Source organism: Stenotrophomonas sp. MYb57 (genome assembly GCF_002966815.1).
Classification (GTDB): Bacteria; Pseudomonadota; Gammaproteobacteria; order Xanthomonadales; family Xanthomonadaceae; genus Stenotrophomonas; species Stenotrophomonas indicatrix.
The window spans coordinates 3736857-3761638 of sequence record NZ_CP023271.1 but is presented as its reverse complement, the minus strand read 5'-3'; the positions used below and the strand labels follow the sequence as shown (position 1 = coordinate 3761638).

General features: G+C 66.6%; 22 protein-coding genes. 16 read left to right on the top strand and 6 right to left on the bottom strand.

The window, feature by feature from the left end:
- Window positions 1-185 precede the first annotated feature (185 nt).
- The 13 genes from CLM74_RS17205 to tkt all read left to right on the top strand — a co-directional run bounded on the left by CLM74_RS17205 (window position 186) and on the right by tkt (window position 16206).
- Complete coding sequence (locus CLM74_RS17205) at window positions 186-1244, top strand: pilus assembly protein PilM (protein WP_032951624.1); 1059 nt, start codon at window positions 186-188, stop codon at window positions 1242-1244.
- On the top strand, window positions 1244-2140 hold the full coding sequence (locus CLM74_RS17200) for a PilN domain-containing protein (protein WP_105164581.1): 897 nt from the start codon (window positions 1244-1246) through the stop codon (window positions 2138-2140). The genes CLM74_RS17205 and CLM74_RS17200 overlap by 1 nt, the downstream gene beginning before the upstream one ends.
- Window positions 2137-2793 (top strand): type 4a pilus biogenesis protein PilO, encoded by a 657-nt coding sequence (pilO, locus tag CLM74_RS17195; RefSeq protein WP_025874231.1) that lies wholly within the window; start codon window positions 2137-2139, stop codon window positions 2791-2793. The genes CLM74_RS17200 and pilO overlap by 4 nt, the downstream gene beginning before the upstream one ends.
- Window positions 2794-2819: 26 nt before the next feature.
- The gene (locus CLM74_RS17190) at window positions 2820-3326 is read left to right on the top strand and encodes a pilus assembly protein PilP (RefSeq protein WP_051501657.1); all 507 of its coding nucleotides are present in this window, start codon (window positions 2820-2822) and stop codon (window positions 3324-3326) included.
- A 21-nt stretch (window positions 3327-3347) separates the two neighbouring features.
- Window positions 3348-5327: a type IV pilus secretin PilQ family protein gene (locus CLM74_RS17185; RefSeq protein WP_105164580.1), complete on the top strand. Its 1980-nt coding sequence runs from the start codon at window positions 3348-3350 to the stop codon at window positions 5325-5327.
- A 323-nt stretch (window positions 5328-5650) separates the two neighbouring features.
- Window positions 5651-6676, top strand: a complete 1026-nt coding sequence (locus tag CLM74_RS17180; RefSeq protein WP_033831886.1) for a MoxR family ATPase — start codon at window positions 5651-5653, stop codon at window positions 6674-6676.
- A gap of 8 nt (window positions 6677-6684) precedes the next feature.
- Complete coding sequence (locus tag CLM74_RS17175) at window positions 6685-7614, top strand: DUF58 domain-containing protein (protein WP_105164579.1); 930 nt, start codon at window positions 6685-6687, stop codon at window positions 7612-7614.
- The gene (locus CLM74_RS17170) at window positions 7611-8060 is read left to right on the top strand and encodes a DUF4381 family protein (RefSeq protein ID WP_088101030.1); all 450 of its coding nucleotides are present in this window, start codon (window positions 7611-7613) and stop codon (window positions 8058-8060) included. Before CLM74_RS17175 ends, CLM74_RS17170 begins: the two co-directional genes overlap by 4 nt.
- Window positions 8057-9061: a VWA domain-containing protein gene (locus CLM74_RS17165; RefSeq protein ID WP_105164578.1), complete on the top strand. Its 1005-nt coding sequence runs from the start codon at window positions 8057-8059 to the stop codon at window positions 9059-9061. The genes CLM74_RS17170 and CLM74_RS17165 overlap by 4 nt, the downstream gene beginning before the upstream one ends.
- A gap of 17 nt (window positions 9062-9078) precedes the next feature.
- Window positions 9079-10917 carry a tetratricopeptide repeat protein gene (locus tag CLM74_RS17160; RefSeq protein ID WP_105165045.1) on the top strand — a complete coding sequence of 613 codons (1839 nt, stop codon included), beginning with the start codon at window positions 9079-9081 and terminating at the stop codon, window positions 10915-10917.
- Window positions 10914-12614, top strand: a complete 1701-nt coding sequence (locus CLM74_RS17155; RefSeq protein ID WP_105164577.1) for a BatD family protein — start codon at window positions 10914-10916, stop codon at window positions 12612-12614. Before CLM74_RS17160 ends, CLM74_RS17155 begins: the two co-directional genes overlap by 4 nt.
- 57 nt (window positions 12615-12671) lie before the next feature.
- The gene (locus tag CLM74_RS17150; RefSeq protein ID WP_033831880.1) at window positions 12672-14006 is read left to right on the top strand and encodes a dicarboxylate/amino acid:cation symporter; all 1335 of its coding nucleotides are present in this window, start codon (window positions 12672-12674) and stop codon (window positions 14004-14006) included.
- Window positions 14007-14208: 202 nt separating this feature from the next.
- A complete protein-coding gene (gene tkt / locus CLM74_RS17145) occupies window positions 14209-16206 on the top strand; it encodes a transketolase (protein ID WP_032977193.1) in 1998 nt (665 codons plus the stop codon).
- A 110-nt stretch (window positions 16207-16316) separates the two neighbouring features.
- Here the strand turns inward: tkt and CLM74_RS17140 are convergent, their stop codons facing one another.
- From CLM74_RS17140 to CLM74_RS17130, 3 genes are read right to left on the bottom strand one after another with little or no spacing between them, the layout of a single operon-like run.
- Window positions 16317-16940, bottom strand: a complete 624-nt coding sequence (locus CLM74_RS17140; protein WP_234003380.1) for an NADAR family protein — start codon at window positions 16938-16940, stop codon at window positions 16317-16319.
- A gap of 24 nt (window positions 16941-16964) precedes the next feature.
- Window positions 16965-18917: an acetyl-CoA hydrolase/transferase C-terminal domain-containing protein gene (locus CLM74_RS17135; RefSeq protein ID WP_105164575.1), complete on the bottom strand. Its 1953-nt coding sequence runs from the start codon at window positions 18915-18917 to the stop codon at window positions 16965-16967.
- 32 nt (window positions 18918-18949) lie between these two features.
- The gene (locus CLM74_RS17130) at window positions 18950-19507 is read right to left on the bottom strand and encodes a flavin reductase family protein (RefSeq protein WP_025874245.1); all 558 of its coding nucleotides are present in this window, start codon (window positions 19505-19507) and stop codon (window positions 18950-18952) included.
- Between the two features lie 118 nt (window positions 19508-19625).
- Between CLM74_RS17130 and CLM74_RS17125 the strand changes: the two genes are divergently transcribed.
- From CLM74_RS17125 to CLM74_RS17115, 3 genes are read left to right on the top strand one after another with little or no spacing between them, the layout of a single operon-like run.
- A complete protein-coding gene (locus tag CLM74_RS17125) occupies window positions 19626-19991 on the top strand; it encodes a BlaI/MecI/CopY family transcriptional regulator (RefSeq protein ID WP_105164574.1) in 366 nt (121 codons plus the stop codon).
- Window positions 19984-21237, top strand: coding sequence for a TonB family protein (locus CLM74_RS17120; protein ID WP_105164573.1), 1254 nt, complete (start codon window positions 19984-19986; stop codon window positions 21235-21237). Before CLM74_RS17125 ends, CLM74_RS17120 begins: the two co-directional genes overlap by 8 nt.
- Window positions 21237-21797 (top strand): hypothetical protein, encoded by a 561-nt coding sequence (locus CLM74_RS17115; protein ID WP_033831872.1) that lies wholly within the window; start codon window positions 21237-21239, stop codon window positions 21795-21797. The genes CLM74_RS17120 and CLM74_RS17115 overlap by 1 nt, the downstream gene beginning before the upstream one ends.
- Window positions 21798-21838: 41 nt before the next feature.
- On the opposite strand, the gene CLM74_RS17110 is transcribed toward CLM74_RS17115, so the two are convergent.
- The 3 genes from CLM74_RS17110 to CLM74_RS17100 all read right to left on the bottom strand — a co-directional run bounded on the left by CLM74_RS17110 (window position 21839) and on the right by CLM74_RS17100 (window position 24641).
- Window positions 21839-22639 carry an MBL fold metallo-hydrolase gene (locus CLM74_RS17110; RefSeq protein ID WP_105164572.1) on the bottom strand — a complete coding sequence of 267 codons (801 nt, stop codon included), beginning with the start codon at window positions 22637-22639 and terminating at the stop codon, window positions 21839-21841.
- A gap of 10 nt (window positions 22640-22649) precedes the next feature.
- Window positions 22650-23468, bottom strand: a complete 819-nt coding sequence (locus tag CLM74_RS17105; RefSeq protein ID WP_032977182.1) for a S1/P1 nuclease — start codon at window positions 23466-23468, stop codon at window positions 22650-22652.
- A 543-nt stretch (window positions 23469-24011) separates the two neighbouring features.
- A complete protein-coding gene (locus CLM74_RS17100) occupies window positions 24012-24641 on the bottom strand; it encodes an OmpW family outer membrane protein (RefSeq protein WP_025874251.1) in 630 nt (209 codons plus the stop codon).
- Window positions 24642-24782: the final 141 nt, after the last annotated feature.

Genomic DNA, 24782 nt, shown 5'->3' with positions numbered 1-24782 from the left:
CGCAGAGTATAGATTACGCAAGGTGGCGGCTGGGGCCGGCACTGGGGAGTGCAAGGGGACGCCAGGGGCTGCGTGTTCATCCTGTGAGGGATGTCACAGCAGGGCGGTTGCCATTTGCTAAGAATACGTTATTAATGCGCGGACGCAGCTCTTGCGTTCAAGTGCCCGTCGGCAGGGGAGAAACCGTGGGGCTCATCCCAAAAAGTCAGTCGCCGCTCATTGGCGTCGACATCAGTTCGACTGCGGTAAAGCTGTTGCAGCTTTCCCGCAGCGGCAACCGTTTCCGTGTGGAACATTATGCCGTGGAACCGCTGCCGCCGAATGCGGTGGTGGAGAAGAACATCGTTGAAGTGGAGGCCGTGGGAGAGGCCATCCGCCGGGCGATGAACCGTTCCGGCAGCAAGGCCAAGCTGGCCGCTGCGGCCGTGGCCGGTTCGGCGGTGATCACCAAGGTGATCCCGATGCCGGCCGACCTGGACGAGAACGACATGGAAGCCCAGATCGAGCTGGAAGCGGTCAACTACATTCCGTATCCGATCGAGGAAGTGAACCTGGACTTCGAGGTGATCGGGGCGATCCCGAACAACCCGGAAATGGTCCAGGTGCTGCTGGCTGCCTCGCGTTCGGAAAATGTGGAACTGCGCCAGTCCGCACTGGAACTGGGTGGCCTGCAGGCCAAGGTGATGGACGTGGAGGCCTTCGCGGTCGAGAACGCCTTCGCCCTGGTGGCCAGCGAGCTGCCGGTTTCGGCCGAGGGCGTGGTTGCGCTGGTCGATATCGGCGCCACCATGACCACCCTCAACGTACTGCGCGGTGGCCGTAGCCTGTACAGCCGCGAACAGGTGTTCGGTGGCAAGCAGCTGACCGACGAGATCATGCGCCGTTATGGCCTGAGCTACGAGGAAGCCGGTCTGGCCAAGCGCCAGGGCGGGTTGCCGGAAAGCTACGAGATGGAAGTGCTGGAGCCGTTCAAGGAAGCCACGGTCCAGCAGATCAGCCGCCTGCTGCAGTTCTTCTACGCCGGCAGCGAGTTCAACCGCGTCGATCACATCGTGCTGGCCGGCGGCTGTGCCGCCCTTGCAGGCCTGCCGGAGATGGTCGAGGAACAGCTGGGTGTGCCGACCGTGGTCGCCAACCCGCTGGCACAGATGACCCTGGGGCCGAAGGTGCAGGCGCACGCGCTGGCCCAGGACGCCCCCGCGCTGATGATCGCGACCGGTCTGGCGCTGAGGAGCTTTGACTGATGGCACGCCTCAATCTATTGCCCTGGCGCGCCGAACGGCGCAAGCAACGCCAGCGCGAGTTCGGCATCATGCTGGGCATGGCCGCCCTGGGTGGCCTGCTGCTGTCGCTGTTGATCTGGTTCTACTACGACATGCAGGTGAGCGGGCAGAATGACCGCAATGCCTATCTGCAGACCGAGATCGACAAGGTCAAGGAACAGAACAAGGAAATCGACCGCCTCGACGAGCAGAAGAATCGACTGCTGGCCCGCAAGGCCGTGATCGAGCAGCTGCAGGCCAAGCGTTCGCAGATGGTCCACCTGTTCGATGCGCTGGTCCGCACCATTCCCGATGGTGTGGTGCTCACCGCTCTGCAGCAGGAAGGCGACGTGCTGACCCTGGAGGGCCGCACCCAGTCCAACGCCCGTGTCTCGGCGTACATGCGCAACCTCGAAGTTTCCGGCTGGATGACCAATCCGGAGCTGGCGATCATCGAGGCGCGTGAGCCGGAGAAGGACAAGGAAGGGCGCGCGACCGGCCCGGTGGCTGACATCAAGGCATTGCCGTACGTGTTCAAGGTCAAGGTCAAGCTGCCCGCACAGAGCGAGGAAGCAGGCGCCACGCCGGGCCTGAACCCGGATGGCAGCGTGGCCGGCACCACGCCGGCGGCACCGACGGGCGCACCGCTCAGCGCCGGGCCGGACGCCGCCGCACCGGCTGCTGCCGCACCGGCGCCGGGATCGACTCCGGCACCGGCAGCCACGCCTGCGACCGCACCTGCACAGGCCCCAGCGCCGGCGGCGACGCCTGCGTCGGCCAAGCCTGCACCAGCCGCACCGGCCACCAAGCCTGAGGGCAGCCGCCTGGCGCAGCCGCCGCAGGCCTTCCACGCCCCGCTGCAGGGGGATCGCGCATGAGCAAGAAAGTCGACATCAAGAACCTGGACTTCAACGACATCGGCAACTGGCCGAGGAACGCGAAGATCGTGTTCTGCTCGCTGATCGCCCTGGTCATCATGTTCGTGCTCTGGATGCTGCTGATCAGTGGCAAGCGCGAGGAGCTGGCGGGCCTGGAATCGCGGGAAACCGAGCTGCGTGCCGAGTTCACCAAGGAACAGGAACGCGCGGTCAACCTTGAGCCGTTGAAGCAGCAGCTGGCACAGATGGAGCAGGTGCTGCAGCAGATGCTGCGGCAGCTGCCCAGCAAGACCGAAATGCCGGACCTGATCATCGACATCTCGCAGACCGCGTTGTCCAGCGGCTTGGCCAACGAGCTGTTCGAGCCCGAACAGGAGCAGATCAAGGAGTTCTACGCCGAGAAGCCGATCAAGCTGCGGATGGTGGGCAGTTATCACCAGTTCGGCGCCTTCGTCAGCGGCGTGGCCTCGTTGCCGCGGGTGGTGATCCTGACCATGCACGACATCAACCTCAAGCCGAAGGACAAGACCGGCGGCAACATCCGCGCCGGTGCGCTGGAACTGTCGGGCACGGTCAAGACCTACCGTTACCTGGATGAGGCCGAGGTTGCCGAACAGCAGAAGGCTGAAGCGGGCAAGGAGGAAAAGAAGTGATCGGTTCCTTCATTGCGCGTGGCGGAATGGTGCTGACGGTGCTGCTGCTGGCCGCCTGCGGCCGCGGCGTAAGCAGCACGCCGGGTGATGCACCCAATCTGGAAAAGTGGGTCGAGAGCGAGCGTGCGCGACCGGCGCAGCCGCTGGAACCGCTGCCGGTGATGCAGCAGTTCGAGACCTTTGAATACTCCGCGCAGGGCATGCGCGATCCGTTTACCGATGCCTGGACCAACCCGCAGCAGGGGAATGGGGGACTGCGGCCAGATCCGAACCGGCGCAAGGAGCCGATGGAAGGCTTCCCGCTGGACGCGCTGGACATGGTCGGCACCATCGGAACAGGCGCCGGCACCGTGGCGCTGGTGATGGGGCCGGACAAGGTGACGTATCGGGTGCGTCCCGGCGGTTACCTGGGGCAGAGCGACGGGCGGGTCACCGCGGTCTTCGAAGACCGCGTGGAGCTGATCGAACTGGTGCCGGATGGCGCGGGTGGCTGGCTGGAACGTCCAGCAACGCTCGCGCTGGAAGATCAATGATCGTTTACTGGGGATAGCACGATGACCTTTCACCAAGCCAAGGGGCTGCGTCCCATCCGGCGCTCTACCTTGAACCGCATCAGCGCGCTGGGAGTCGCGTTGATGCTGGCCTGCGCTCCGGCGCTGGCCGCCGCACCGTCGGAAAAGCCGACCGGCACGGCGCTGGCCGCCACGCCGGCCGCTGCACCGGCAGGCCTGTCGGTCGCACGCATCGATTTCAAGCGTGGCGATGACGGCGCCGGCCGCCTGATCCTGCAGTTCGACGGCCAGGGCGCCATGCCCGACCTGCGCAGCCAGGGCAACAGCGTGGTTGTCGATGTCGGCAACGCACGCCTGCCGGCCAACCTGCAGAAGCCGATGAACGTCACCGACTTCGCCACTCCGGTGCAGCGCATCGACGCCAAGCCGTCCGGAGCCGGCACCCAGCTGGTGCTGAGCACGGGCGGTCCGGTCGAGTCGCTGGCCTACCAGAGTGGCAACGAGTATGTGGTGGAGATCAGCCCGCGGCAGGCCCAGGCCGCCGTTGGCGCAGTCACTGCCGGCAGCGTGACCCAGGCCGCCAAGGGCGTGCCGCAGCGCGGCTACGCCGGCAAGCCGGTGACCTTCAACTTCCAGGACGTGCCGGTGCGCACCGTGCTGCAGTTGATTGCCGAAGAGTCGAATCTGAACGTGGTGGCCTCCGACTCGGTGCAGGGCAATGTGACCCTGCGTCTGGTCAACGTGCCGTGGGACCAGGCGCTGGATATCGTGCTGCGTGCCAAGGGCCTGGACAAGCGTCGTGACGGCAGCGTGGTGTGGGTTGCGCCGCAGTCCGAGCTGGCCAAGTTCGAGCAGGAGAAGGAAGACGCGCGCATCGCCATCGAGAACCGCGAAGACCTGGTCACCGACTACGTACAGATCAACTACCACAGTGCCACGCAGATCTTCAAAGCGCTGACCGAGGCCAAGGGTATCGGCGGCAACAACGCCGGTGGCGGTGGCCAGGGTGGCAGTGGCTCGATGTCGCAGGAAGACAGTGGGTTCCTGTCCTCGCGTGGGCGCATCGTGGCAGATGAACGCACCAACACGCTGATGATCAGCGATATCCCGAAGAAGATCGCGCGGATGCGTGAGCTGATCAACGTGATCGATCGCCCGGTCGACCAGGTGCTGATCGAAAGCCGCATCGTCATTGCCACCGATACATTTGCCCGTGAACTGGGCGCCAAGTTCGGTGTCAGCGGCAGCCGCGACAACGTGTACTTCAGTGGCAACCTGGACGCCAACGCCAAGACCCGCCAGTCGCAGGTGGACGCCGACAACACCAACGCCAAAGCCGAGCGCGATTGGATTGCCGGTGGTCGCGTAGGCCCGCCGCCGGTATCGGTCGGGTCGGCCATCACCCGCGGCCTGAACTGGAACCTGCCGGTGGCTGCGACCAGCAACCCGGGCTCGCTTGCACTGTCCATCCTCAACGCTGGCTACCTGCTGGATGTCGAGCTGTCGGCCATGCAGGAAGAGTCGCGTGGCGAAGTGATCTCCAACCCGCGCGTGGTCACCACCAACCAGCGCGAAGCGTTGATCAAGCAGGGCAAGGAAATCGGCTACGTCACCATCAGTGCCAGTGGTTCGGGTGGCGTGGCCACCCCGAACGTGCAGTTCAAGGAAGTGGTGCTCGAATTGAAGGTCACGCCGACCATCACCAACGACAACCGCGTGTTCCTCAACATGGCGGTGAAGAAGGACGAGGTCGAAAGCTATATCGTGCTGGAAGGCTATGGCCAGGTGCCGAACATCAACCGCCGCGAGGTCAATACCGCCGTGCTGGTGGAAGATGGCCAGACCGTGGTGATCGGTGGCGTGTATGAATTCACCGACCGCAACAGTGTCAGCAAGGTGCCGTTCCTGGGCGACGTGCCGTTCCTGGGCAATCTGTTCAAGAAGCGCGGTCGCAACAAGGACAAGGCCGAACTGCTGGTGTTCGTGACCCCGAAGGTCCTGCGCGTGGCCCGCCAGAACTGAGGCATCACATCTGCTGTATCCGACCGGGGCCGCCAAGTGCGGCCCCGCGTCGTTTGCGCGGGAGGCCCGACGATGGATTCACCGCAGGCCTGCTAGATCCACGCCGCGCCTCGCCAGTAGATCCACGCCACGCCTCCCCAGTAGATCCACGCCATGCCTCTCCAGTAGATCCACGCCATGCGTGGATAAGGCATGGGTGGATCACGTCATGCCCAATAGATCCGCCCTGCGTGGAGGCTGTTCAGCCGTTCTTGATGCCAGCAGCCGGACGGCCTGCGATGATGTGGGGAACCCGAGCCATCCCGCGCCGGTCAAAGGCCCCCATGAACCTGCCTCCGCCGATGCCCGAATCCATTTCTCCGCCGCCTGCCCCCACCACCTCGCGCCTGCATGCGGCCTTCAGCAACCTGCGCGATGCACTGTCGGCCGAGATCGTCGGCCAGGCGGCGCTGGTCGAACGCCTGCTCATTGCCTTGCTGGCCGATGGCCACCTGCTGGTGGAAGGTGCCCCGGGCCTGGCCAAGACCACGGCCATCCGGGCCTTGGCGGCGCGGCTGGAAGCAGACTTCGCACGTGTGCAGTTCACCCCGGATCTGCTGCCTTCGGACCTGACCGGTACCGAGATCTGGCGCCCGCAGGAAGGCCGTTTCGAATTCGTGCCGGGGCCGATCTTCCACCCGATCCTGCTGGCCGATGAAATCAACCGTGCGCCGGCCAAAGTGCAGTCCGCGCTGCTGGAAGCGATGGGCGAGCGCCAGGTCACCGTCGGTCGCCACACCTATGCGCTGCCGTCGCTGTTCCTGGTGATGGCCACGCAGAATCCGATCGAGCAGGAAGGCACCTTCCCGCTGCCGGAAGCGCAGCTGGATCGTTTCCTGATGCACGTACGCATTGGTTATCCGGACCAGGCGGCCGAGTCGGAGATCCTGCGGCTGGCCCGCGAGCGCGCCCGCGGCGCGCTTGGCGAGGCCGCAGCGACGCCGGAAAAACTGCCGATGCAGGATGTCTTCGATGCGCGCCGCGAGGTGCTGGAACTGCACATGGCCCCTGCGCTTGAGCGCTATCTGATCGAGCTGGTGCTGGCCTCGCGCGACCCCTCGCGCTACGACGCCTCGTTGGCGCGCCGCATCGCGTGGGGCGCCAGCCCGCGTGGCTCCATCGCACTGGAGCGCTGCGCACGGGCGCGTGCGTGGTTGGCCGGGCGTGATTTCGTTACTCCCGACGACGTGCGTGCCGTGGCCGCCGATGTGCTGCGCCACCGGGTTCTGCCCAGCTATGAAGCCATCGCCGAAGGCTGGGATGGTGAGCGCCTGGTGCAGGAGCTGCTGGCCCGGGTACCGGCGCCCTGAGCGCGCGCATGACCGGCACGACCAACGGACCTGCTCCGGTTACCAGCGAAGGCGATGGCCTGCGACCGCAACTGGCCGAGCTGGTGGCATTGCGCCGCCTGGCACAGCGTCCGCCGCCGCCTCGTCGTGGGCGCGCGGGCAGCGCCGGGCAAGCACCTTCGCCGCTGCGCGGACGCGGCATGGAATACGCAGAATCGCGCGAATACGTGGCGGGCGACGACGCGCGCCACATCGACTGGCGCGTCACCGCGCGCACCGGGCGCACGCACACCAAATTGTTCCAGGCAGAACGCGAACGGGTCACCCTGATCGTTGCCGATACTTCACCTGCGCTGTACTTCGGTACCCGCGTGCGCTTCAAGTCGGTGCAGGCAGCACGCGCTGGCGCGGTTGCGGCATGGTCCGCACAGCGCCGCGGCGACCGCATCGGTGCATTGCGCGGTAGTGATCGCGAGGCGCCGATCGCGCCGGCCGGCGGTGCCCGCGGCGTACTGCGTGTACTAGATGCACTCACGCGCTGGTACGCGCAGCCACCTGCCGACGACCTTGGCCTGGAACGCGCGCTGGACCATGCCGGTCGGGTGCTGCGCCCCGGCGCCCGGATGCTGGTACTGGCCGATCCGCAGCAGGCGATCCGGATTCCGCCGGTGCGCTGGAGCGCGTTGGCCCAGCACCATGACCTGAGTCTGCTGCTGCTGGTTGATCCGCTGGAGTTGCAGCCGCCAACGGCGCCCCTGCAGTTTCTCGCCGCGCAGCAGCGCATCGGCCTGGACCTGCGCCGCAGCGATGTGCAGGCGCACTGGCAGGCGCATTTCGTTGAACCGCTGCAGCAGCTGCGCAGCCAGCTTGCCGCGCGTCGCGTCGATGTGCAGGTGCTGTCCACCGATGCGGCCAGCGACGCCTGGCTGGCACCGGCACCGACGGAGGTGCCGGCATGAGTGCCTCCCTGCCACTGCGCGACGTGCAGTTGCCGCCCTCGCCAGCGTGGTGGCCCCCCGCACCTGGCTGGCTGATGCTGATCGCATTGGTTCTGCTGTTGCTGGCCATCGTTGCTGCGGTGGCATGGCGTCGTCATCGCCGCCGCCAGCAGTGGATGCGCGTGTTCGATCAGGAGATTGCGGCAGTGAACGGCGCGCCGTCGGAACTTGCGGCCATCGCCAGCCTGCTGCGGCGTGCGGCGCGTCAGGCGCGACCGGGTAGCGAGGCACTACGCGATGACGCGTGGTGGCAGCATATCGACCCCAAGGACACCCTGCCGCCTGCGCAGCGCAACCTGCTGGCCGAGGGGGCCTATCGTCCACACGTGGATGCCGCTGCCGTGGCCGACGTGCGCGCGTGGGCGCGGGCGCGCTACCTGGCTTTGCTGCAGGAGCGCCGCCGATGAGCGCGCTTGCAGCTTACTGGCCATGGCCGGATCTGCAGCTGGCCTGGCCGCTGGCACTGCTGGCACTGCCGTTGCCGATCCTGATGTTGGCGTGGAAGCGGCGGGCCGATCCGGGCGCTGCCTTGCGCGTGCCCTACGCCGCTGCCGAACTGGAAGCACTGGCTGGCGGCGGTCGTGTCGGCGTTTCCTGGCTGCGCAGCGGCTTGCTGTGGCTGGGCTGGCTCGCGCTGTGCGTGGCGATGGCGCGTCCGCAGCAGCTGGGTGAGGCGATCACCCCGCCGCAGGAAGGCCGGCAGATGATGCTGGCAATGGACGTGTCCGGCAGCATGAGCGAGCCGGACATGGTGCTCGGTGCGCAGGCGGTGGAGCGCTTGACCGCAGCCAAGGCGGTGCTGGCCGATTTCCTCGACCGTCGTGCCGGCGATCGCGTCGGCCTGCTGGTGTTCGGTGATCGTGCCTACACACTCACACCGTTGACTGCGGATCTGTCCAGCGTGCGCGATCAACTGCGCGACAGCGTGGTTGGCCTTGCCGGGCGCGAGACGGCCATTGGTGACGCCATCGCGCTGGCGGTCAAACGCCTGCGCAATCAGCCCGAAGGGCAGCGTGTACTGATCCTGCTGACCGACGGCGTCAGCAACGCCGGTGTGCTGGAACCTCTGCGCGCAGCCGAGCTGGCGCGTGCCGAAGGGGTGCGCGTGCACACTGTGGCGTTTGGCAGCGACGGTAGTGCGCGGTTCTTCGGCATTCCCGTGGCCGCCGACCGCGACCCGGTGGATGAGGCAACGCTGCGCAGGATCGCCGAGATGACCGGAGGCCGCTTCTTCCGTGCGCGTGACACCGACCAGCTGGCTGGCATCTATGCCGAACTGGACAGACTGGAGCCAATCGCAGCGAAGGGACCGGCACTGCGTCCGCGCAACGAGCGCTATGCATGGCCACTGGCCGTCGCCTTGCTGCTGGGTGCATTGGCGTGGGCCTGGCCGGAACGTCGCCGATGAACGCCACTTTCCTGAAGATGCCCGACTGGAGCGCGTTCGACTGGAGTGCATTCCATTTCCTGCGGCCGGACGGCTTGTGGTTGCTGGCGGCACTGCCGTTGATCGTGGCGCTGGCCATCTACCGGCAACGGCGCAGCGACGCGTGGCGGCAGGCGGTCGACGCCCATCTGCTGTCGCAGCTCCTGGCGGGCGAGGGCAAGCGACGCACGCGCCTGCCATGGGCATTGCTGTTGGGCTGGACCCTGGCGGCACTGGCGATGGCTGGCCCCAGCTGGAGGCAGCAGGCGCAGCCGATCTATCAGGCCAGTGCGCCGTTGGTGGTGGTGCTGGATCTCTCCAGCCGCATCACCGCGACCGACCTGCCACCCTCGCGCCTGCTGCAGGCGCGGGCAAAGATCGGTGCTCTGCTGCGGGCCCGTCAAGGCGGACAGGTGGGTCTGGTGGTGTATGCCGAAGATGCCTATACCGTGGCGCCGTTGACCGACGACGCTGCCAACGTGGCGCTGTACCTGGACGCGCTGTCGCCGGAGGTGATGCCGCGTGATGGACAGCGCGCCGACCGTGGCATCGACTGGGCGGTCAGGTTGCTGCGGCAGACCGGTGCCCTGCGCGGCCAGATCCTCCTGGTCAGCGACCAGGCTGACAGCGAAGCGGCGCTTGCCGCAACGCAGGCGCGTGGCCTCGGCCTGCAGGTGTCGGTGCTGGGCCTGGGCACACCATCCGGCGCCGCTTATCGCGATGGTCAAGGCCAGATCGCACAGGCCGCGCTGGATGAAACCAGCCTGCGCGCCGTCGCCACCGCAGGTGGCGGGCGTTACCAGCGCATCGCCAGCGATGATCGCGACCTGAAGGCATTGGACGTACTTGATGCCAGCGACGGCGGTGCGTTGCAGCGGCCCGGGCAGGCCCGGCAGTGGCAGGACGAAGGCTATTGGTTGTTGCCGCCGGTGATGCTGCTGGCACTGCTGGCGTTCCGTCGCCGCGCGGTGCTGGCGGCGGTGCTGGCCGTGGGTCTTCTGCCCTTGAGCGGGCAGTTGCAGGCACAGCCGCGCGCGCCCATGGCTGCGCCGACAGCGGGCACGATGTGGGAACGTGCCGACCAGCGTGAGCATGCACGCCTGGCCGAGGGTGTGCAGGCGTACCGTCAAGGTGATTTCGCCACTGCCCGCAAGCAGTTCGAAGGCATCGACAGCGATGCGGGCTGGTACAACCTCGGCAACGTGCTTGCCCGCCAGGGCGACTACGACGGTGCCATCGCCGCCTACGACAAGGCCTTGGCGCGCCACCCGCAGATGGCCGACGCCGTCGCCAACCGTGCGGTGGTCGACGCCGCGCGCAAGCGCAAGTCGTCGTCGAACAACAGCCAGGGGCAGGGCAAGGGGCAGCAGAAGCCGCAGCAGCGACAGCAGCAGAACCAGCAGGGCCAGCAAGGCCAACAAGGTCAGCAGAATCAGCAGCAGGGCCAGCAGGGCCAGCAAGGCCAGCAAGGTCAGGAGAATCAGCAGCAGGGCCAGCAAGGCCAACAAGGCCAGCAGGAACCGCAGGGCCAGCAGAACCCGGCGTCTGCAGGTGCCGGCCAGCAGGGGGCGAAGCAGGAGCCGCCGCAGGCAGCCGACGCGCAGGCCCAGGCGCAGGCCGATGCCCAGCAGCGCCAGCGCATGCAGCAGGCCCTGCAGCAGGCGCGCGCCGGCGAAGCCGGCAAGGCAGCAGTGCGCGGCGATGGCGGTACACCGCAACAGCGCGAGGAACAGCAGGCCGTGGAGGCGTGGATGCGGCGTGTGCCGGATGATCCGGGGGCACTGCTGCGGGCCAAGTTCCAGTTGGAAAACGAACGTAGAAAGAGGGAAGGGCGATGACAGGCATGGCGAGCAGGCAATTCCGGTGGCCTCTGCCTGTGCTGGCGATGCTGCTGCTGTGGCTGCCGATGGTGGCCATGGCGCAGACGCGCGCCTGGCTGGAGCAGGACAGCATCGCCGCCGGTGACGCCGTCACCCTGCACATCGAGACCGACCAGGGCGCGCCAGACTATGCACCGTTGAATGCCGATTTCGTGCTCAGCGCGCAGAGCAGCAACCGCCAGGTGCAGTGGAGCAATGGCGGCGTCCAGCAGCGCAACCTCTATACGGTTGCGTTGACGCCGCGCCGCACCGGTACGCTGCAGGTGCCTTCATTACAGGTAGGCGCAGCACGCACGGTGCCCTTGGTGCTGCAGGTAAGTGATGCCGTGGTGGCCACCCCGCAGAGCAATGCCACCGCCTTCATCGAAACCGAGGTGGATGACCCGACGCCCTACGTGCAGCAGAGCGTGGGAGTGGTGGTCAGGCTGTACTTCGCCTCGCAGCTGGCGTCGGGCGAACTGGTGCTCGACACACCCAGTGGCGCTTCGCTGCAGCGGGTGGGGGAGGATCGCAGCGACGTGCGCCAGGTCAACGGCCGTCGCTACAACGTGGTCGAACGTCGCTTCCTGCTGATCCCCGAGCGCAGCGGGGCGTTGCGCCTGCCGGGCGCGCGCTTCACCGGCCGCAGTGCAGGTGGATTCTTCGATGACTTCTTCGGGAGCGGTGGCGATGGCCGCATGAATGCCGTCGGTGCCGAACGCACGCTGCAGGTGCAGGCGCAACCGGCTCAGGCCGTGCAGCCGTGGCTGCCCCTGCACAGTCTGCAATTGCGCTACACCGCTGCACCCAGCAGTGCGCGCACGGGCGAAGCGGCCACCGTGATGGTCGAAGCGATCGCCAACGGCGCTACCCGGGCCCAGTTCACCGATCTGCCCGTGCCCGACCTCGGCGACGCCGCACAGGTGTTCGCCGAACCTGCCCAGTACGAGGAGACCTTCAACGGCAGCACGCCACGCCTGAAGATCACCCGTCGCTACTCGATCGTGCCGCGGCAGGTTGGATCCCTGCGCGTGCCGGGGCCGCGCGTGGCCTGGTGGAACGTGGACAGTGGCAGTGCCCAGCAGGCCAGCCTGCCGGATCTGGAACTGGCCGTGGCCGCAGGCCGGGCCGGCGCGCCGGTGGCACAACCGATCGATACCGATGCCGCGCTGCCGGAAGACGCCGCACCCGCCGCTGCATCCTCTCTTGCACCCACCGCAGCAGGTCCCCGGCCGTGGCCGTGGATGGCTGCCGCCGCAGGCCTGGCGCTGCTATGGCTGTTGACCCTGGCATGGGGATGGCGACGTGGCCGCCGTGCCGTCGCCCACACCCGTCCGGTTCCCCGGCCAGGAGCCAGTGCCCCTGCAACGTCCTCGCGTGCCAGCGTGGCCGAGCTGCGCCGGGCGATCGATGGCGAGGGCTTTGACCAGGTAGAGGCGCTGCTGTGTTCGATGGCCGGCGTGGAACGCCTGGAACAGGTGATCGAGCGCCTGGCCGATCCGGCCCAGCGGCAGACCCTGCAGGCGTTGCAGCAGGCGCGCTGGGGCGGGATGGGGGATGTCAGCGCGCTGCGGGCCCGCCTGCGCGAAAGCTTCCGTGACGGACCGCACTGGTCGGCGGCCACCGGCGCCATCGACACTGGGCTGCCGCCGCTGTATCCACCGCGGCAACCCTGAACCGGCGCGGCTTGCGCGCTTTGTTAGAGTAGATTCATTTTTCGAGGAATCCCGCGCATGACAGCAGCTGCTGCCGACAAGAAGAAGTTGCCCCTGCATTGGAAGATGGGCATCGGCTTTGCGATCGGCCTGGTCCTGGGACTGATCGTGCATGCCCTGGGCGGCAGCGTCGACGGCCTGCAGACCGGTGCCAAGTGGGTAATGGACTACGTCACCACCCCGGCGTCGGGCCTGTTCCTCAACCTGATCTTCATGCTGATCGTGCCGCTGATCTTCTCGGCGCTGATCATGGGCGTGTCGGAGATGGGCGACATCCGCGCCCTTGGCCGCATCGGCTGGAAGACGCTGGCCTACACCGTGCTGCTGTCCGGCATCGCGGTGGGTATCGGCCTGGTGCTGGTCAACCTGCTCAAGCCCGGTGCCGGCGTCGACCCGCAGGTGGCCGCGCTGATGCTGTCGGAGAATGCCGAGCGCAGCAAGGAAATCGTTGCTGGCATCCATGGCACGCCGAAGGGCATGGACATGCTGCTGTCGATCGTGCCGAGCAACGTGCTGCAGGCCGCCTCCGACAATGGCGCGATCCTGTCGCTGATGTTCTTCGCGCTGATGTTCGGCATCGGCATGGTGCTGACCGACGAGGCCAAGGTCGCCCCGCTGCGTCGCGCCATTGAAGGCGTGTTTGAGATCTCGATGACCCTGATCAACCTGGTCATCCGCCTGGCGCCGTATGCAGTGGCCTGTTTCATGTTCAACCTGGCCGCGCTGTTCGGTTTCGATCTGATCATCCGCCTCGGCGCCTACGTGGGTGTGGTGGTGCTGGCGTTGGGCCTGCACATGGTGGTGACCTACGGCACCGCGGTATGGCTGTCGGGCCGTTCACCGCTGGCGTTCTTCCGCCAGACCCAGGAGGCCACGGTGATGGCCTTCTCCACCGCCTCCAGCAACGCCACCCTGCCGACCGCGCTGCGCGTGGCCGACCAGATGGGCCTGCCGCAGCGCGTGTCGCGCTTCGTGCTGACCGTGGGCGCCACCGCCAATCAGAACGGCACCGCGCTGTTCGAGGGCGTGACGGTGATCTTCCTGGCCCAGTTCTTCGGTGTCGACCTGAGCATCGGCCAGCAGGTCATGGTGATGGCGGTCTGCATCCTTGGTGGTATCGGTACGGCCGGTGTGCCGTCCGGCTCGCTGCCGGTGGTGGCGATGATCTGTGCGATGGTCGGCGTCAATCCGCTGGGCATCGGCCTGATCCTGGGCGTGAACCACTTCCTGGACATGTGCCGCACCGCGCTGAACGTGACCGGCGACCTGGCCCTGACCACGCTGGTGGCCAAGGGCGAAGCGCCGGACACTCCGGCCGAGGCCGCTGCCGCCGCGGCCCGTCTGGACAACTGACCCAGGCAATACCTGATCGGGGTCGGATCCCTTTCCGCAGGAAGGGGCTCCGACCCCTCTTCATATGCGGAATCCAGCGCAGATCACGACGTTGCCGGCCAACGGCCGGCACTACCGCCCTGGCCGACCTGACCCTGCCGGGCGTCTGTGGGACAATAGGCCGCCCGCAGTTCCGCGGCCGCCTCCCGATTCCGACAGAACCATGACGCAGCCTACCCGTCGCCAGTTGGCCAACGCCATCCGCTTCCTCGCCGCCGATGCGGTTGAAACCGCAAAGTCCGGCCATCCCGGCATGCCCATGGGCATGGCCGACATCGCCGAAGTCCTCTGGAACGACTACCACCGTCACAATCCGAACAATCCGCAGTGGTTCAACCGCGACCGCTTCGTGCTGTCCAACGGCCACGGCTCGATGCTGCAGTACGCGCTGTTGCACCTGAGCGGGTATGACCTGCCGATCGAGCAGCTGAAGGCATTCCGCCAGCTGGGCAGCCACACCGCTGGCCATCCGGAGCGTCACGAGACCCCGGGCGTGGAGACCACCACCGGTCCGCTGGGCCAGGGTTTCGCCAACGCCGTCGGTTTTGCCTTGGCCGAGAAGCTGCTGGCACAGCGCTTCAACCGCCCGGAGCTGGAAATCGTCGACCACCGCACCTGGGTGTTCATGGGCGATGGCTGCCTGATGGAAGGCATTTCCCACGAAGCCGCCTCGCTGGCCGGCACCTGGGGCCTGCACAAGCTGGTCTGCTTCTGGGATGACAACCACATCTCCATCGACGGCAACACCGAAGGCTGGTTCACCGACAACACCCCGGAGCGTTTCGAGGCCTATGGCTGGAACGTGGTCCGTGGCGTCGATGGCCACGATCCGGAGAGCATCAAGGCCGGTATCGAAGCGGCCCTGTCGCAGGACGGCAAGCCGACCCTGATCTGCTGCCGCACCACCATTGGTTTCGGCTCGCCGAACAAGTCCGGCAAGGAATCCAGCCACGGCGCACCGCTGGGCAAGGACGAACTGGAAGCCACCCGCAAGGCGCTGGACTGGAACTACGGCCCGTTCGAGATTCCCGAAGAGATCTACGCCGGCTGGCGTGCCGGCGGTACCGGCACCCTGCGCCAGGCCGAGTGGGAGCAGCAGTTCGACAAGTACGCTGCGCAGTACCCGGCCGAAGCTGCTGAACTGACCCGCCGCTCGCATGGCGATCTGCCGGCCGACTTCATCGCCAAGGCCGACGCCTACATCGCCCAGGTTGCCGCCGAAGGCCAGACCATTGCGTCGCGCAAGGCGTCGCAGCTGGCCATCGAGGCGTTCGCGCCGCTGCTGCCGGAAATCGTGGGCGGTTCGGCTGACCTGGCGCACTCCAACCTGACCCTGTGGAAGGGCAGCAAGTCCGTCGCCACCGACGATGCCAATGCCAACTACGTGTACTACGGTGTGCGCGAGTTCGGCATGACCGCGATCGCCAATGGCCTGGCCCTGCACGGTGGTTTCATCCCGTTCGACGCCACCTTCCTGGTGTTCAGCGATTACGCCCGCAATGCCGTGCGCATGAGCGCGCTGATCCCGGCCCACGCCATCCACGTCTACACCCACGACTCGATCGGCCTGGGCGAAGACGGCCCGACCCACCAGCCGGTGGAGCATCTGGCCTCGCTGCGCTACATCCCGAACAATGACGTGTGGCGCCCGTGCGATGCCGTCGAGTCGGCCGTGAGCTGGAAGGCTGCGATCACCCGTCAGGACGGCCCGAGCTGCCTGGTGTTCAGCCGCCAGAACCTGCCGCACCAGCCGCGCGATGCTGAGCAGATCGCACAGATCGAGCGCGGTGGTTACGTGCTGGCCGATGCTGCCGGCACTCCGGACGTGATCCTGATCGCCACCGGTTCGGAAGTCTCACTGGCGACCGAAGCGAAGGCGCAGCTGGATGCGGCCGGCCTGAAGACCCGCGTGGTCTCGATGCCGTCCACCGATGTGTTCCTGCGCCAGGATGCGGCCTACCGCGAATCGGTGCTGCCGAACGCCGTGCGCAAGCGCGTGGCCATCGAAGCTGGCGTTACCGGCTTCTGGCGCCAGTTCGTCGGCCTGGACGGTGCAGTGATCGGTATCGACACCTTCGGTGCCTCGGCCCCGGCCGACAAGCTGTACCAGCACTTCGGCATCACCACCGCGCACGTGGTGGAAGCAGCCAAGGCGCTGTAAGTCCCGCTGCAATGGAATAGGGAAAAGGCCGGCGAAAGCCGGCCTTTTCTTTTCCGGGCGAAACGGATCGCCCGCCGTGCCCGTAGATCCACGCCACGCGTGGACGCGCGTTACATCGTGTCCCGCACGTCCATCAGCGCAAACCCCAGCAGATTCAATCCGCGCCACCGCGCCGGGTTGTGGGCGTCGGCGTGATCCTTGGCCAGGCCGATTCCCCAGATAAAATCCACCGGACTGGCTTCCACCAGAACCTGGTCTGCCGTGGCGCGCAGAAAATCACCCAGCGCCGCATTCTGCGAGAACTTGGCCCGATTGCCTTCGACCACCAACGCATAGCGCGCCTGCGTCCATTGGGCATCGTCGAAGCCTTCGATCCTGCGGCCCAGTGCCTTGGCGCCCTCCGGCGTCGCACTGGCCAGTATCTGGTCGAGCATCTTCGTGTCGCCGAACAGGCGCGCTTTGCCGGCCATCATGTAGTGTTCTGCGGTGCGGTAGTGCACGCCATCGATGCTGAAACCCGCGTCATACCACTGGCTGAAACACGAAGCCGACACGCCTATGCGCGGCGGCTGGTGGCCCCAGAAGCACAGATAACGCAGGTGTTCGCCATCGGCTTGGCGGCGTTGCAGATCATGCAGGAAACGGGAATCGTCGTTCATCGGTACAGGATATCGCGCCGCGCTACTGTGGTAGGTGCCAACCTTGGTTGGCACTGATCGTTGTCCGCCGGGCATGGCCCGGCGCTACCCTCCGCGCGATCACGCGGTGCGCGCCAGGGCCAGCCTCAACAACCGTGCATTGAGCCGTTCGCCGAAGTCCTTGGGCGACTGCAGTTCCATCCGCTGCAGATACACCGCGTCACCATCACCTGCAGGCTGCCACAGCGCGTCCCACACGGTACGCAGCTTGCTGCCGCGCGTCTGTGTATTGGCTTTCAGCCAGCCCAGTGCCTTCACCAGTACCTGTTCGATCTCGGTGAAGTCGCTGCCCAACGGGTAATCGGGCAGGGTGCCATCGTTGCGGAACGGCGCCAGCGCCGCCGCCAGGGCCTGGGGTGTGTTGCGCTGCTGCCGCTGCGCATCAGGTTGCGCCGTAGCGGCCAGCTTGCGTGCCGAAAAGGCCTGCTGCAGCAGGGCGCCCTGGAACGGCGCTTCGGTGATGGCCGCCATCGCGTGCACACAGTCGTCGTCGGTCAGGCCACGCACGTCGGCGATGCCGTACTCGTTGAGATAGACGTCACGCAGGTGGCGCGGAATGGTCGTGTGCCCGTAGTTCCAGCGCACGTTGGATTCGCGCTGGCCGCGGTCATCACGGGCAGCGCGGAACATCAGCACACTGCGCGCTTCCGGCAGGGCGTGCGCCATCGCCACGAAGTTGTACTGGCCGCCCACGCCGGAGACCACACGGCCATCCTCCAGCGCGTCGGATACCGCCGCGCCCAGCGCGGTGGCCATCATGCAGGAATTGAAGAAGCGGGCGTGACGGCGCTGCAGGCGCTCCAGCGTTTCGTTGCCACCGTACAGCTGGTTGATCTCGCTGATGCGGCGCATGCCGATCGCCCGGCATTCGTCCTCGGGCAGGGTGCGCAGCCATTCGTAGAATTCGGATGAGCCCAGGTAGAACGCGCCGTGCAGGTATTCGCCCTCGGCCTCCAGCGTGGCATGGTCGATGGACAGCGTGCTGCCGTTCTCGATGCGCTGCATCAGTGCCAGATCGTCATGCACCTTGCGCTTGATCACACCGGTCTGCACCAGCCGGCGGAAGCCCTCGTTGAGCATTTCGCTGCAGCCGTACAGGCCGATCTCGAACGGGTCCAGTCCGCCGATCTCCTGTACCAGCGGATGGCTGGCCAGTTGCGGATCCAGCGCGTTCAACACGCGGCGGTAGCGTGCGTTGTCGGTGTGGCGCAGTACCAATGCGTGGCTGAGTGCATCGGCCAGGGTGCCGATGCCGATCTGCAGGGTGCCACCGTCGCGCACCAGGGTGCTGGCATACAGGCCGATGGCGTAGTCGGCGTCGGCCACCGGTTGCCGTGGCAGGCCGAACAACGCCGGATACGGCGCTGGCGGGGTGATGACCAGATCGAAGAAGGACACGTCCACCGTGGCCGTGCCGCCCAGATAGGGCAGCTGCGGATCGATCTCGGCGACCAGCAGCGGGCGTGGCAGGCCGCGTGCGGTCATCGCGTCCAGCGTGTCCTGGGTGATGTCGTTGTTGCAGGACAGCGAAAGGCGCCGGTCGTCCGGGCGCATCGCCACTTTCTGCACGACCACCTGCGGCGCGCGCTGCGCTACCGCGTCGGCAGCGTGGGTGTAGTTGAGGCTGGTGTAGCTGGATTGCGCCAGTCGCGAACCGAGCAGGGCACCGGACTGCATGTAGAACTCTTCCACCTGCACGTGTGCCGGCAGCGCGTCGCGGGCGATTGCATCGGCGTAGGCCAGGCGCGGGAAGTCTTCACCGAAATGGCGGGCCGCGAACGGCGCCAGGAAACGCGCTTCCAGGCCGTTGCCCGTTGCCTGCGGCGGGTTCAGTGACAGCGCGGTATACAGCTGCAGCGGCCGCGACGGGTCCTGTTCGACGCGCGCATACAGGGCGTTGAGCAGGCGGTGTGGTTTACCCAGCGCCAGCGGCGCACCGATCCGCAGCGGCCCATCCACGCGCGCAAACAGCCAGTCAACGGCGGCGTCGAGGTCGGTGAGGTGTTCGGTCATCCGGGGCGGTCCTGCTTGGGGGAGTGCTGGCATTACAGCATGTCGGGCTTGAACCGCCGTCGACGCGAGACTTCGGCACCGGACACCATGAACTGCCCATCGCCCCGGTAATGCACCGTGCGTGGCAGCTTTGGGCGAGGCGCAACATGGGCGCGCACGATTTCCCAGATGAACAGGTTGCTCGATTCGACCTGGCTGTCGTCATGCAGGCGGCACTCGAAGCTGGAATGGCACTGGCCCACCAGCGGTGCCCCCACCTCCCGGGCTGGCATCGCATCCAGGCCGAACCGTTCGAACTTGTCCACGTCACGGCCGCTGCAGTTGCCGATATCGACCACCGTGTCCAGCAGCTCCACGCCCGGGATGTTGATCACGCATTCGCCGCTGCTGCGGGCCAGGCTGAAGCTATGGTTCTCGTTCCACAGGTAGGTGGCCACCAGCGAGGGCGAGAAGCCCATCACCATGTGCCAGCCCATCGTCATCAGGTTGCGCTGGCCTTGCCAGGCGGTGCTGACCAGCACGATGGGGCCGGGTTCGAGGAAGCGCCGGGCCTGCTCGACCGGGAAGTCACGTTTGCGCAAGGGCTTCATGCCGGTACCCGCGGTGGAGGCCCCCCATGCTGGCGCAGGCGTGATGAATTACCGGTCGAGGGGTTGACAGTCGATTCGATTACGCGCGTAATCGAATCGTCGATTACGGATGTAAACCATGACCCCTATCAGCGAAGCCGAAGCCGTTGTGATGGAGGTGCTGTGGCAGCAGGCACCGCGCAGCGCCGACGAGGTGGTGGCCGCACTGGCGCACCGCGACTGGGCTGAGCCGACCATCAAGACCCTGCTCAACCGCCTGCTGACCAAGAGCGCGATCGCCGCCGAGCGCGATGGACGGCGCTACCTGTACCGGCCGCTGCTGCAGCGCCAGGCCTGGGTGGAGGCGCAGAGCCAGGACTTCATCGGCCGTGTCTTCGAAGGGCGCGTGGCACCGCTGGTCGCGTATTTCAGCGAACGCGGCCAGCTCAGCGCGCAGGACATCGCCGAACTGAAGAAGCTGATCCAGGAGCTGGACCATGAATGAGCTGCTCGACGGACTGTGGCAGGCCAGCTTGTGGTTGGCGGTGGGCGTGATCCTGCTGGCGGTGACGCGGCCGTTGCTGGTGCGATTGGGCGGCGCCGGGCTGGCTTACCGCAGCTGGTGGCTGCTGCCCCTGCTGTTGGCCACGCTGTTGATTCCCCTGCCACAGGTCGCGCTGTTGCAGCGTGTGCCGACCTTGCCGCTGAAGGTCGTGCCGGAAGCCGTGGACAGCCTGCCAACGGCGTCGCTGCAATGGCCCTTGCTGCTGTTGGTGGTGTGGGCGCTGGGCGCGGGCGTCTGCCTGTTGCGCGACCTGCGCGCACAGCGCCGCTTCGAACGCGGCATGGGCGGCCTGCAGGCACGCGCCGATGGCAGCTGGCAGGCCAGTGGCGATCCCGGGCTGCCGGCGCTGGTGGGCCTGTGGCGGCCGCGCATCGTGGTCGGCCCCGATTTCGACCAGCAGTTCACTGCACAGGAGCAGGCACTGATCCTGCAGCACGAGCACAGCCATCGTCGCAATGGCGATCACTGGGCCAACGGCGTACTGCTGCTGATGCGCGCGGTGTTCTGGTTCCATCCGCTGCTGCCATGGGCCGCACGCCGTTTCCTGCGTGACCAGGAACTGGCCTGCGACGCCCGCACCATTGCCCCGCAGCCTGCGCTGCGCGGCCTCTACGCCAGCACGCTGCTGAAGGCGCAGCTGGTCCATCCGGTTGCGCCGGCGGTATGCCACTGGCGCAGCCAGCCTGTGTTGAAGGAGCGTATCGCCATGTTGAAGCAGTCCAAGCGGAAGGCATTGCCGTGGGTGTCGGGGCAGGTGCTGGTGGTCGGGTTGTGCCTGGGCGTGGGGGCAGTGGCGTGGGCCAGCCAGAGTGGGACAGCGGGCGTGCCGTCGATCAACGTAGAACCGTTCGAATATGCTGGAGAAGACGCGGCCGAAGCGGGGCTCGACCGTCCGATCCAGGTCGACAAGATGTCGCCGCCCTCGTATCCGAAGTCTGCGATCGAGCAGCGTCAGGTAGGCGTGGTGAACCTGCGCGTGCAGGTGGATGCCAAGGGACACCCCGCCGATGTGCAGGTGCTCAGCGCCACCAATCCGGGCGTGTTCGAAGCGGTATCGATTGCAGCAGCGCGAAGCTGGACCTATCGCCCGGCGCTGAAGAACGGCAAGCCGGTGGCGGGCGCTGTACGCATTCCGATCACCTTCGCCATGGATGAGAGCGACGAGGTGACGGAGACCGCCAGGTGATGCGCATCGCGCTGCTGTTGGCAGTGGGGATGCTGGCAGGCTGCGCCACCCAGGAACGGTTGACCACCGTCGATACCCGCAATGAGAGTGTCGGCCATCAACGCCTGCATGCGGAAGGGAAAGGCGGCAGCGGCCAGGTGCAGGCGTACACGCTGGGAGCGACCGAAGGCTATCGGATGCCGCAGCTGTATGCGGCGCCGGATCCGCAGATCGGTGATCGTGACCCGCGCACCGAGCTGGCGCCGACCACGATCTGCCTGCAGGTGGTGATCGATGCCGAAGGCGCTGTCGAGCGAAGCCTGGCGCTGGTCGACCGCAGCGAATGCGCGGCAGGCGCGGCGAGCGAGAATGCGCCGCTGTTGCAGGCTGCGCAGGAGGCGGTGGCGATGTGGAAGTATTCGCCCGCCGCGGTCTGCCACTTCGCCCCCGGCAAGGTGCCGAGCGACCGTGGCGACTGCCAAGGCGCCGAGCGCGTCGAACCGGTGCCGGTGAGCCTGCTGTATGCCTTCACCTTCGAGATCGTGAAGGGCCAGCATGTGGTGCACACGCAGGGCAAATGACGGGGTGTCATTGCTGGCGCGATGAGGCGATCGTGCGGGCCCTACGCGCCGCCCTGGATGTTGGCCTTCACCGCTGGCTGCATCAGCTGCGGTTCTGCCAGGGTCGCATCACGCGCCTGGCGCACGCTGACGAACTCCGCCTCGGCCACGCCTTCATGCACGTGGATGTTGTGCGCGCGCTGTTCACCAATGGTGGTTTCGTTGGCGAAATCGCGTCCGCCCGGGCCGTAGTCGTGGCAGACGAATACGCGGGTGGCAGCGGGCAGGGCCAGCAGGCGCTGGATCGAGCGGTACAGCTGCGCAGCATCGCCGCCGGGGAAATCGCAGCGTGCGGTGCCGCCATCGGGCATGAACAACGAATCGCCGGTGAACAGCGCATCGTCGATCAGATAGGCGATGCTGTCGCTGGTGTGGCCGGGTACGGCGATGATGCGCCCCTGCAGTTCACCCAGTGCGAAGGTCTCGCCATCAGCGAACAGGTGATCGAAGACGGCATGTTCCTCGGGCAGCTGCAGGCCATAGCGCGGTGCAAACGTGGCCTGCACCGCACGGATGCCTTCGCCGATGGCCAGCGTCGCATGCGGGAACCGTTGCTTGAGCCGACGTCCTGCCGACACGTGGTCGGCATGGGCGTGGGTTTCCAGCAGCCAGCGCACGTGCAGCTGCTGTTGCGCGATGGCATCGAGCATCGCGCGCACCGGCGATTCGCTGCTGGCGTCGGTATCCGGGTCGTAATCCAGTACCGGGTCGATCAGCGCGGCCTCGCTGCTGGCCGGGTCGCTGACCAGGTAGCTGAAGGTGTTGCTGTCACGGTGGAAGAACGATTGCACCTGGACCGACATCGGGCACTCCTCAGCGTGTGGCGAGCACGCGGTTCAGCAACTGCGCCAGGTTTTCACCGGCCAGTCGCAGCTGCGCTTCGGCCACCGGCCGGTAGCGCGTGGTGTAGTCGTCGCCGATCTTACGCGAGGCAGGGTAAACGCCAGGTTGCACCGAAATGCGGCAGCTGGCTTCAGCCCAGCTGACCGGATCGCGCTGCGGGTTGGACTGGCGTGCCAGCTTCGGCGCCGGCAGTGCGCGCAGCACCGGCAGGTAACCGGCATCGTCGACCTTGCGGGTGTTGAGCATGCCGCTGTCCCACAGCGAGTGCAGGTTGGTACCGCGGTTGCCGAACTGCAGCTGGAAATCGTTGCCGCCCTTGTCGTGGCCGTAGCCGGCGTGCATCGGCTGGTGGATGTCACCGACCAGATGCACGACGAATTTCAGCGCCTGCAGGCGCTCGCCATCGGTCAGGCTGCGGTCGCCGAGGATCGCGCTCTGCGCCTTCAGCGCTTCGACGATGCAGTTGCCGCTCTTGCAGTGCTTCGGCGCCTCGTAGTGGCAGCCATCTTCGGCGATGTTGACGTAGTGCCAACCGGCCGAGCGACGGCCCAGGCCCGGGTCCTTGGCGCGCAGCTGGTCGGCCCAGGGCGCGATGCTGGCAAGGGTGGCGCCGGGTTCGGTGGCCAGCAGGCGGTCGACTTCAGCGCGCGTGGTCGGGTTGAGGCGGCTGTCGGCGACTTCGGCGACCAGGCGGTGGCCTTGCGCGCCCCAGGCATGGGCGGGTGCGGACAGGGTCAGCAGGGCCGGCGCGAGGGCGGCGGCGAGGAACAGGGAGTGCAATGCTTTCATCCGCTCATTCTAGCCAGCGGGGGAGAAGGGTGGTTGATGGAAAGCGGCGCGTTCATTGTCGTCGGGGTGTGTGCGGCCGGGGCAGGCAGTGCGGGACACGCCGTAAACCCATCCTTGGGGGCTCGATGGCGCCATCCATGGCGCCAACGGTCCCGCTCTACCTGCCCCGACCGCACACCTCCAACATGGTCGCGGTGGCGGATGCAAACGTCAGAAGCAGAATCAGAGTCAAATGCAGGATCGCATCCGGCCGATGGCAACTGGGTCATGCGGGTGCCGGCTTCTGCTTGCGCCTGCGCGCGCGGAAAAATGGAAGGGGTGGGGCAAGTGGGTTGCTCAGGACCGTTCGCCGCATGGATGCGGCGATCGAGCCTACATGGACGTATTTACGGCGTGTCCTGAGCAACTCACTTGCCCCGCCCAAACGCAGATCCACGCTCTGTACCAACAAAAAAGCCCCGGCACACACATACCGGGGCAACATGCTGCGAGGGTTTTGCCTGTAGCGGGGGAGCGGGGGCGCAGCCCCCGCTAATCAACCCCTTAGAACTTGAAGACGTAGGACGCGCCGTAGACCAGCGGATCGATGTTGACCGTGCCGATCTTCTCGCCATCCAGCTTCACCTTGCTGTCGATGTCGATCCAGCGCATGTCCACGCGCAGGGCGCCCTTCTCGCCAATCGCAAAGTCGATGCCCGCATGCGCGGCCAGGCCCCACGAATCCTGCAGCTTCAGCTTGCTGCCTGCCAGCGCACCGGTGGTGTCTTCGCTGAAGAAGGTCGTGTAGTTCAGGCCGGCGCCCACGAACGGCGACACCTTGCCCTTGCTGTTGAAGTGGTACTGCAGGGTGACCACCGGCGGCAGCTGCTTGGTGCTGCCCACGCGGCCCAGGCCGTTGATGTTGATGTCGTGCTTGAACGGCAGCGCCGCCAGTACTTCGATGCCCAGGTTGTCGGCGATGAAGTACTCACCGGTGATGGTCGGCTTGACGTCGTTGTCGACGTCGACCTTCAGCGTGCCGCCGGCCAGCCAGCCGTTGTTCGACTTCGGGGCGACCTGGTGCACGCCAGCGGAAAGGGTCCAGTCGCCCTTGGACTGGGCCATGGCCGGGGCAGCGGCCAACGACAGGGCGGCGGCCAGGCTGGCCACGATCAGGGGGGAGGTCTTGCGCATGGGGGTGATCTCGTTGCTGGGTGGATGTGGCCAGTCTCGGCCTCACGCCGCGCTAACGCTTTGATCCGGATCAAATCCTGTCCGGCCCCCGTCCCGGCGGCGGGCTTGGCCGGCGGTGGTCAAGGCCGGCCTGCTAGACTT

Coding starts and splice junctions, on each gene's coding strand:
- CLM74_RS17170 (WP_088101030.1), top strand. CDS start 7,611: ATGAGTGCCTCCCTGCCACTGCGCGACGTGCAGTTGCCGCCCTCGCCA.
- CLM74_RS17100 (WP_025874251.1), bottom strand. CDS start 24,641: ATGCGCAAGACCTCCCCCCTGATCGTGGCCAGCCTGGCCGCCGCCCTG.
- CLM74_RS17175 (WP_105164579.1), top strand. CDS start 6,685: ATGACCGGCACGACCAACGGACCTGCTCCGGTTACCAGCGAAGGCGAT.
- tkt (WP_032977193.1), top strand. CDS start 14,209: ATGACGCAGCCTACCCGTCGCCAGTTGGCCAACGCCATCCGCTTCCTC.
- CLM74_RS17155 (WP_105164577.1), top strand. CDS start 10,914: ATGACAGGCATGGCGAGCAGGCAATTCCGGTGGCCTCTGCCTGTGCTG.
- CLM74_RS17110 (WP_105164572.1), bottom strand. CDS start 22,639: ATGTCGGTCCAGGTGCAATCGTTCTTCCACCGTGACAGCAACACCTTC.
- pilO (WP_025874231.1), top strand. CDS start 2,137: ATGAGCAAGAAAGTCGACATCAAGAACCTGGACTTCAACGACATCGGC.
- CLM74_RS17180 (WP_033831886.1), top strand. CDS start 5,651: ATGAACCTGCCTCCGCCGATGCCCGAATCCATTTCTCCGCCGCCTGCC.
- CLM74_RS17150 (WP_033831880.1), top strand. CDS start 12,672: ATGACAGCAGCTGCTGCCGACAAGAAGAAGTTGCCCCTGCATTGGAAG.
- CLM74_RS17105 (WP_032977182.1), bottom strand. CDS start 23,468: ATGAAAGCATTGCACTCCCTGTTCCTCGCCGCCGCCCTCGCGCCGGCC.
- CLM74_RS17200 (WP_105164581.1), top strand. CDS start 1,244: ATGGCACGCCTCAATCTATTGCCCTGGCGCGCCGAACGGCGCAAGCAA.
- CLM74_RS17140 (WP_234003380.1), bottom strand. CDS start 16,940: ATGCCCGGCGGACAACGATCAGTGCCAACCAAGGTTGGCACCTACCAC.
- CLM74_RS17125 (WP_105164574.1), top strand. CDS start 19,626: ATGACCCCTATCAGCGAAGCCGAAGCCGTTGTGATGGAGGTGCTGTGG.
- CLM74_RS17165 (WP_105164578.1), top strand. CDS start 8,057: ATGAGCGCGCTTGCAGCTTACTGGCCATGGCCGGATCTGCAGCTGGCC.
- CLM74_RS17120 (WP_105164573.1), top strand. CDS start 19,984: ATGAATGAGCTGCTCGACGGACTGTGGCAGGCCAGCTTGTGGTTGGCG.
- CLM74_RS17185 (WP_105164580.1), top strand. CDS start 3,348: ATGACCTTTCACCAAGCCAAGGGGCTGCGTCCCATCCGGCGCTCTACC.
- CLM74_RS17115 (WP_033831872.1), top strand. CDS start 21,237: ATGCGCATCGCGCTGCTGTTGGCAGTGGGGATGCTGGCAGGCTGCGCC.
- CLM74_RS17160 (WP_105165045.1), top strand. CDS start 9,079: ATGCCCGACTGGAGCGCGTTCGACTGGAGTGCATTCCATTTCCTGCGG.
- CLM74_RS17190 (WP_051501657.1), top strand. CDS start 2,820: ATGGTGCTGACGGTGCTGCTGCTGGCCGCCTGCGGCCGCGGCGTAAGC.
- CLM74_RS17130 (WP_025874245.1), bottom strand. CDS start 19,507: ATGAAGCCCTTGCGCAAACGTGACTTCCCGGTCGAGCAGGCCCGGCGC.
- CLM74_RS17135 (WP_105164575.1), bottom strand. CDS start 18,917: ATGACCGAACACCTCACCGACCTCGACGCCGCCGTTGACTGGCTGTTT.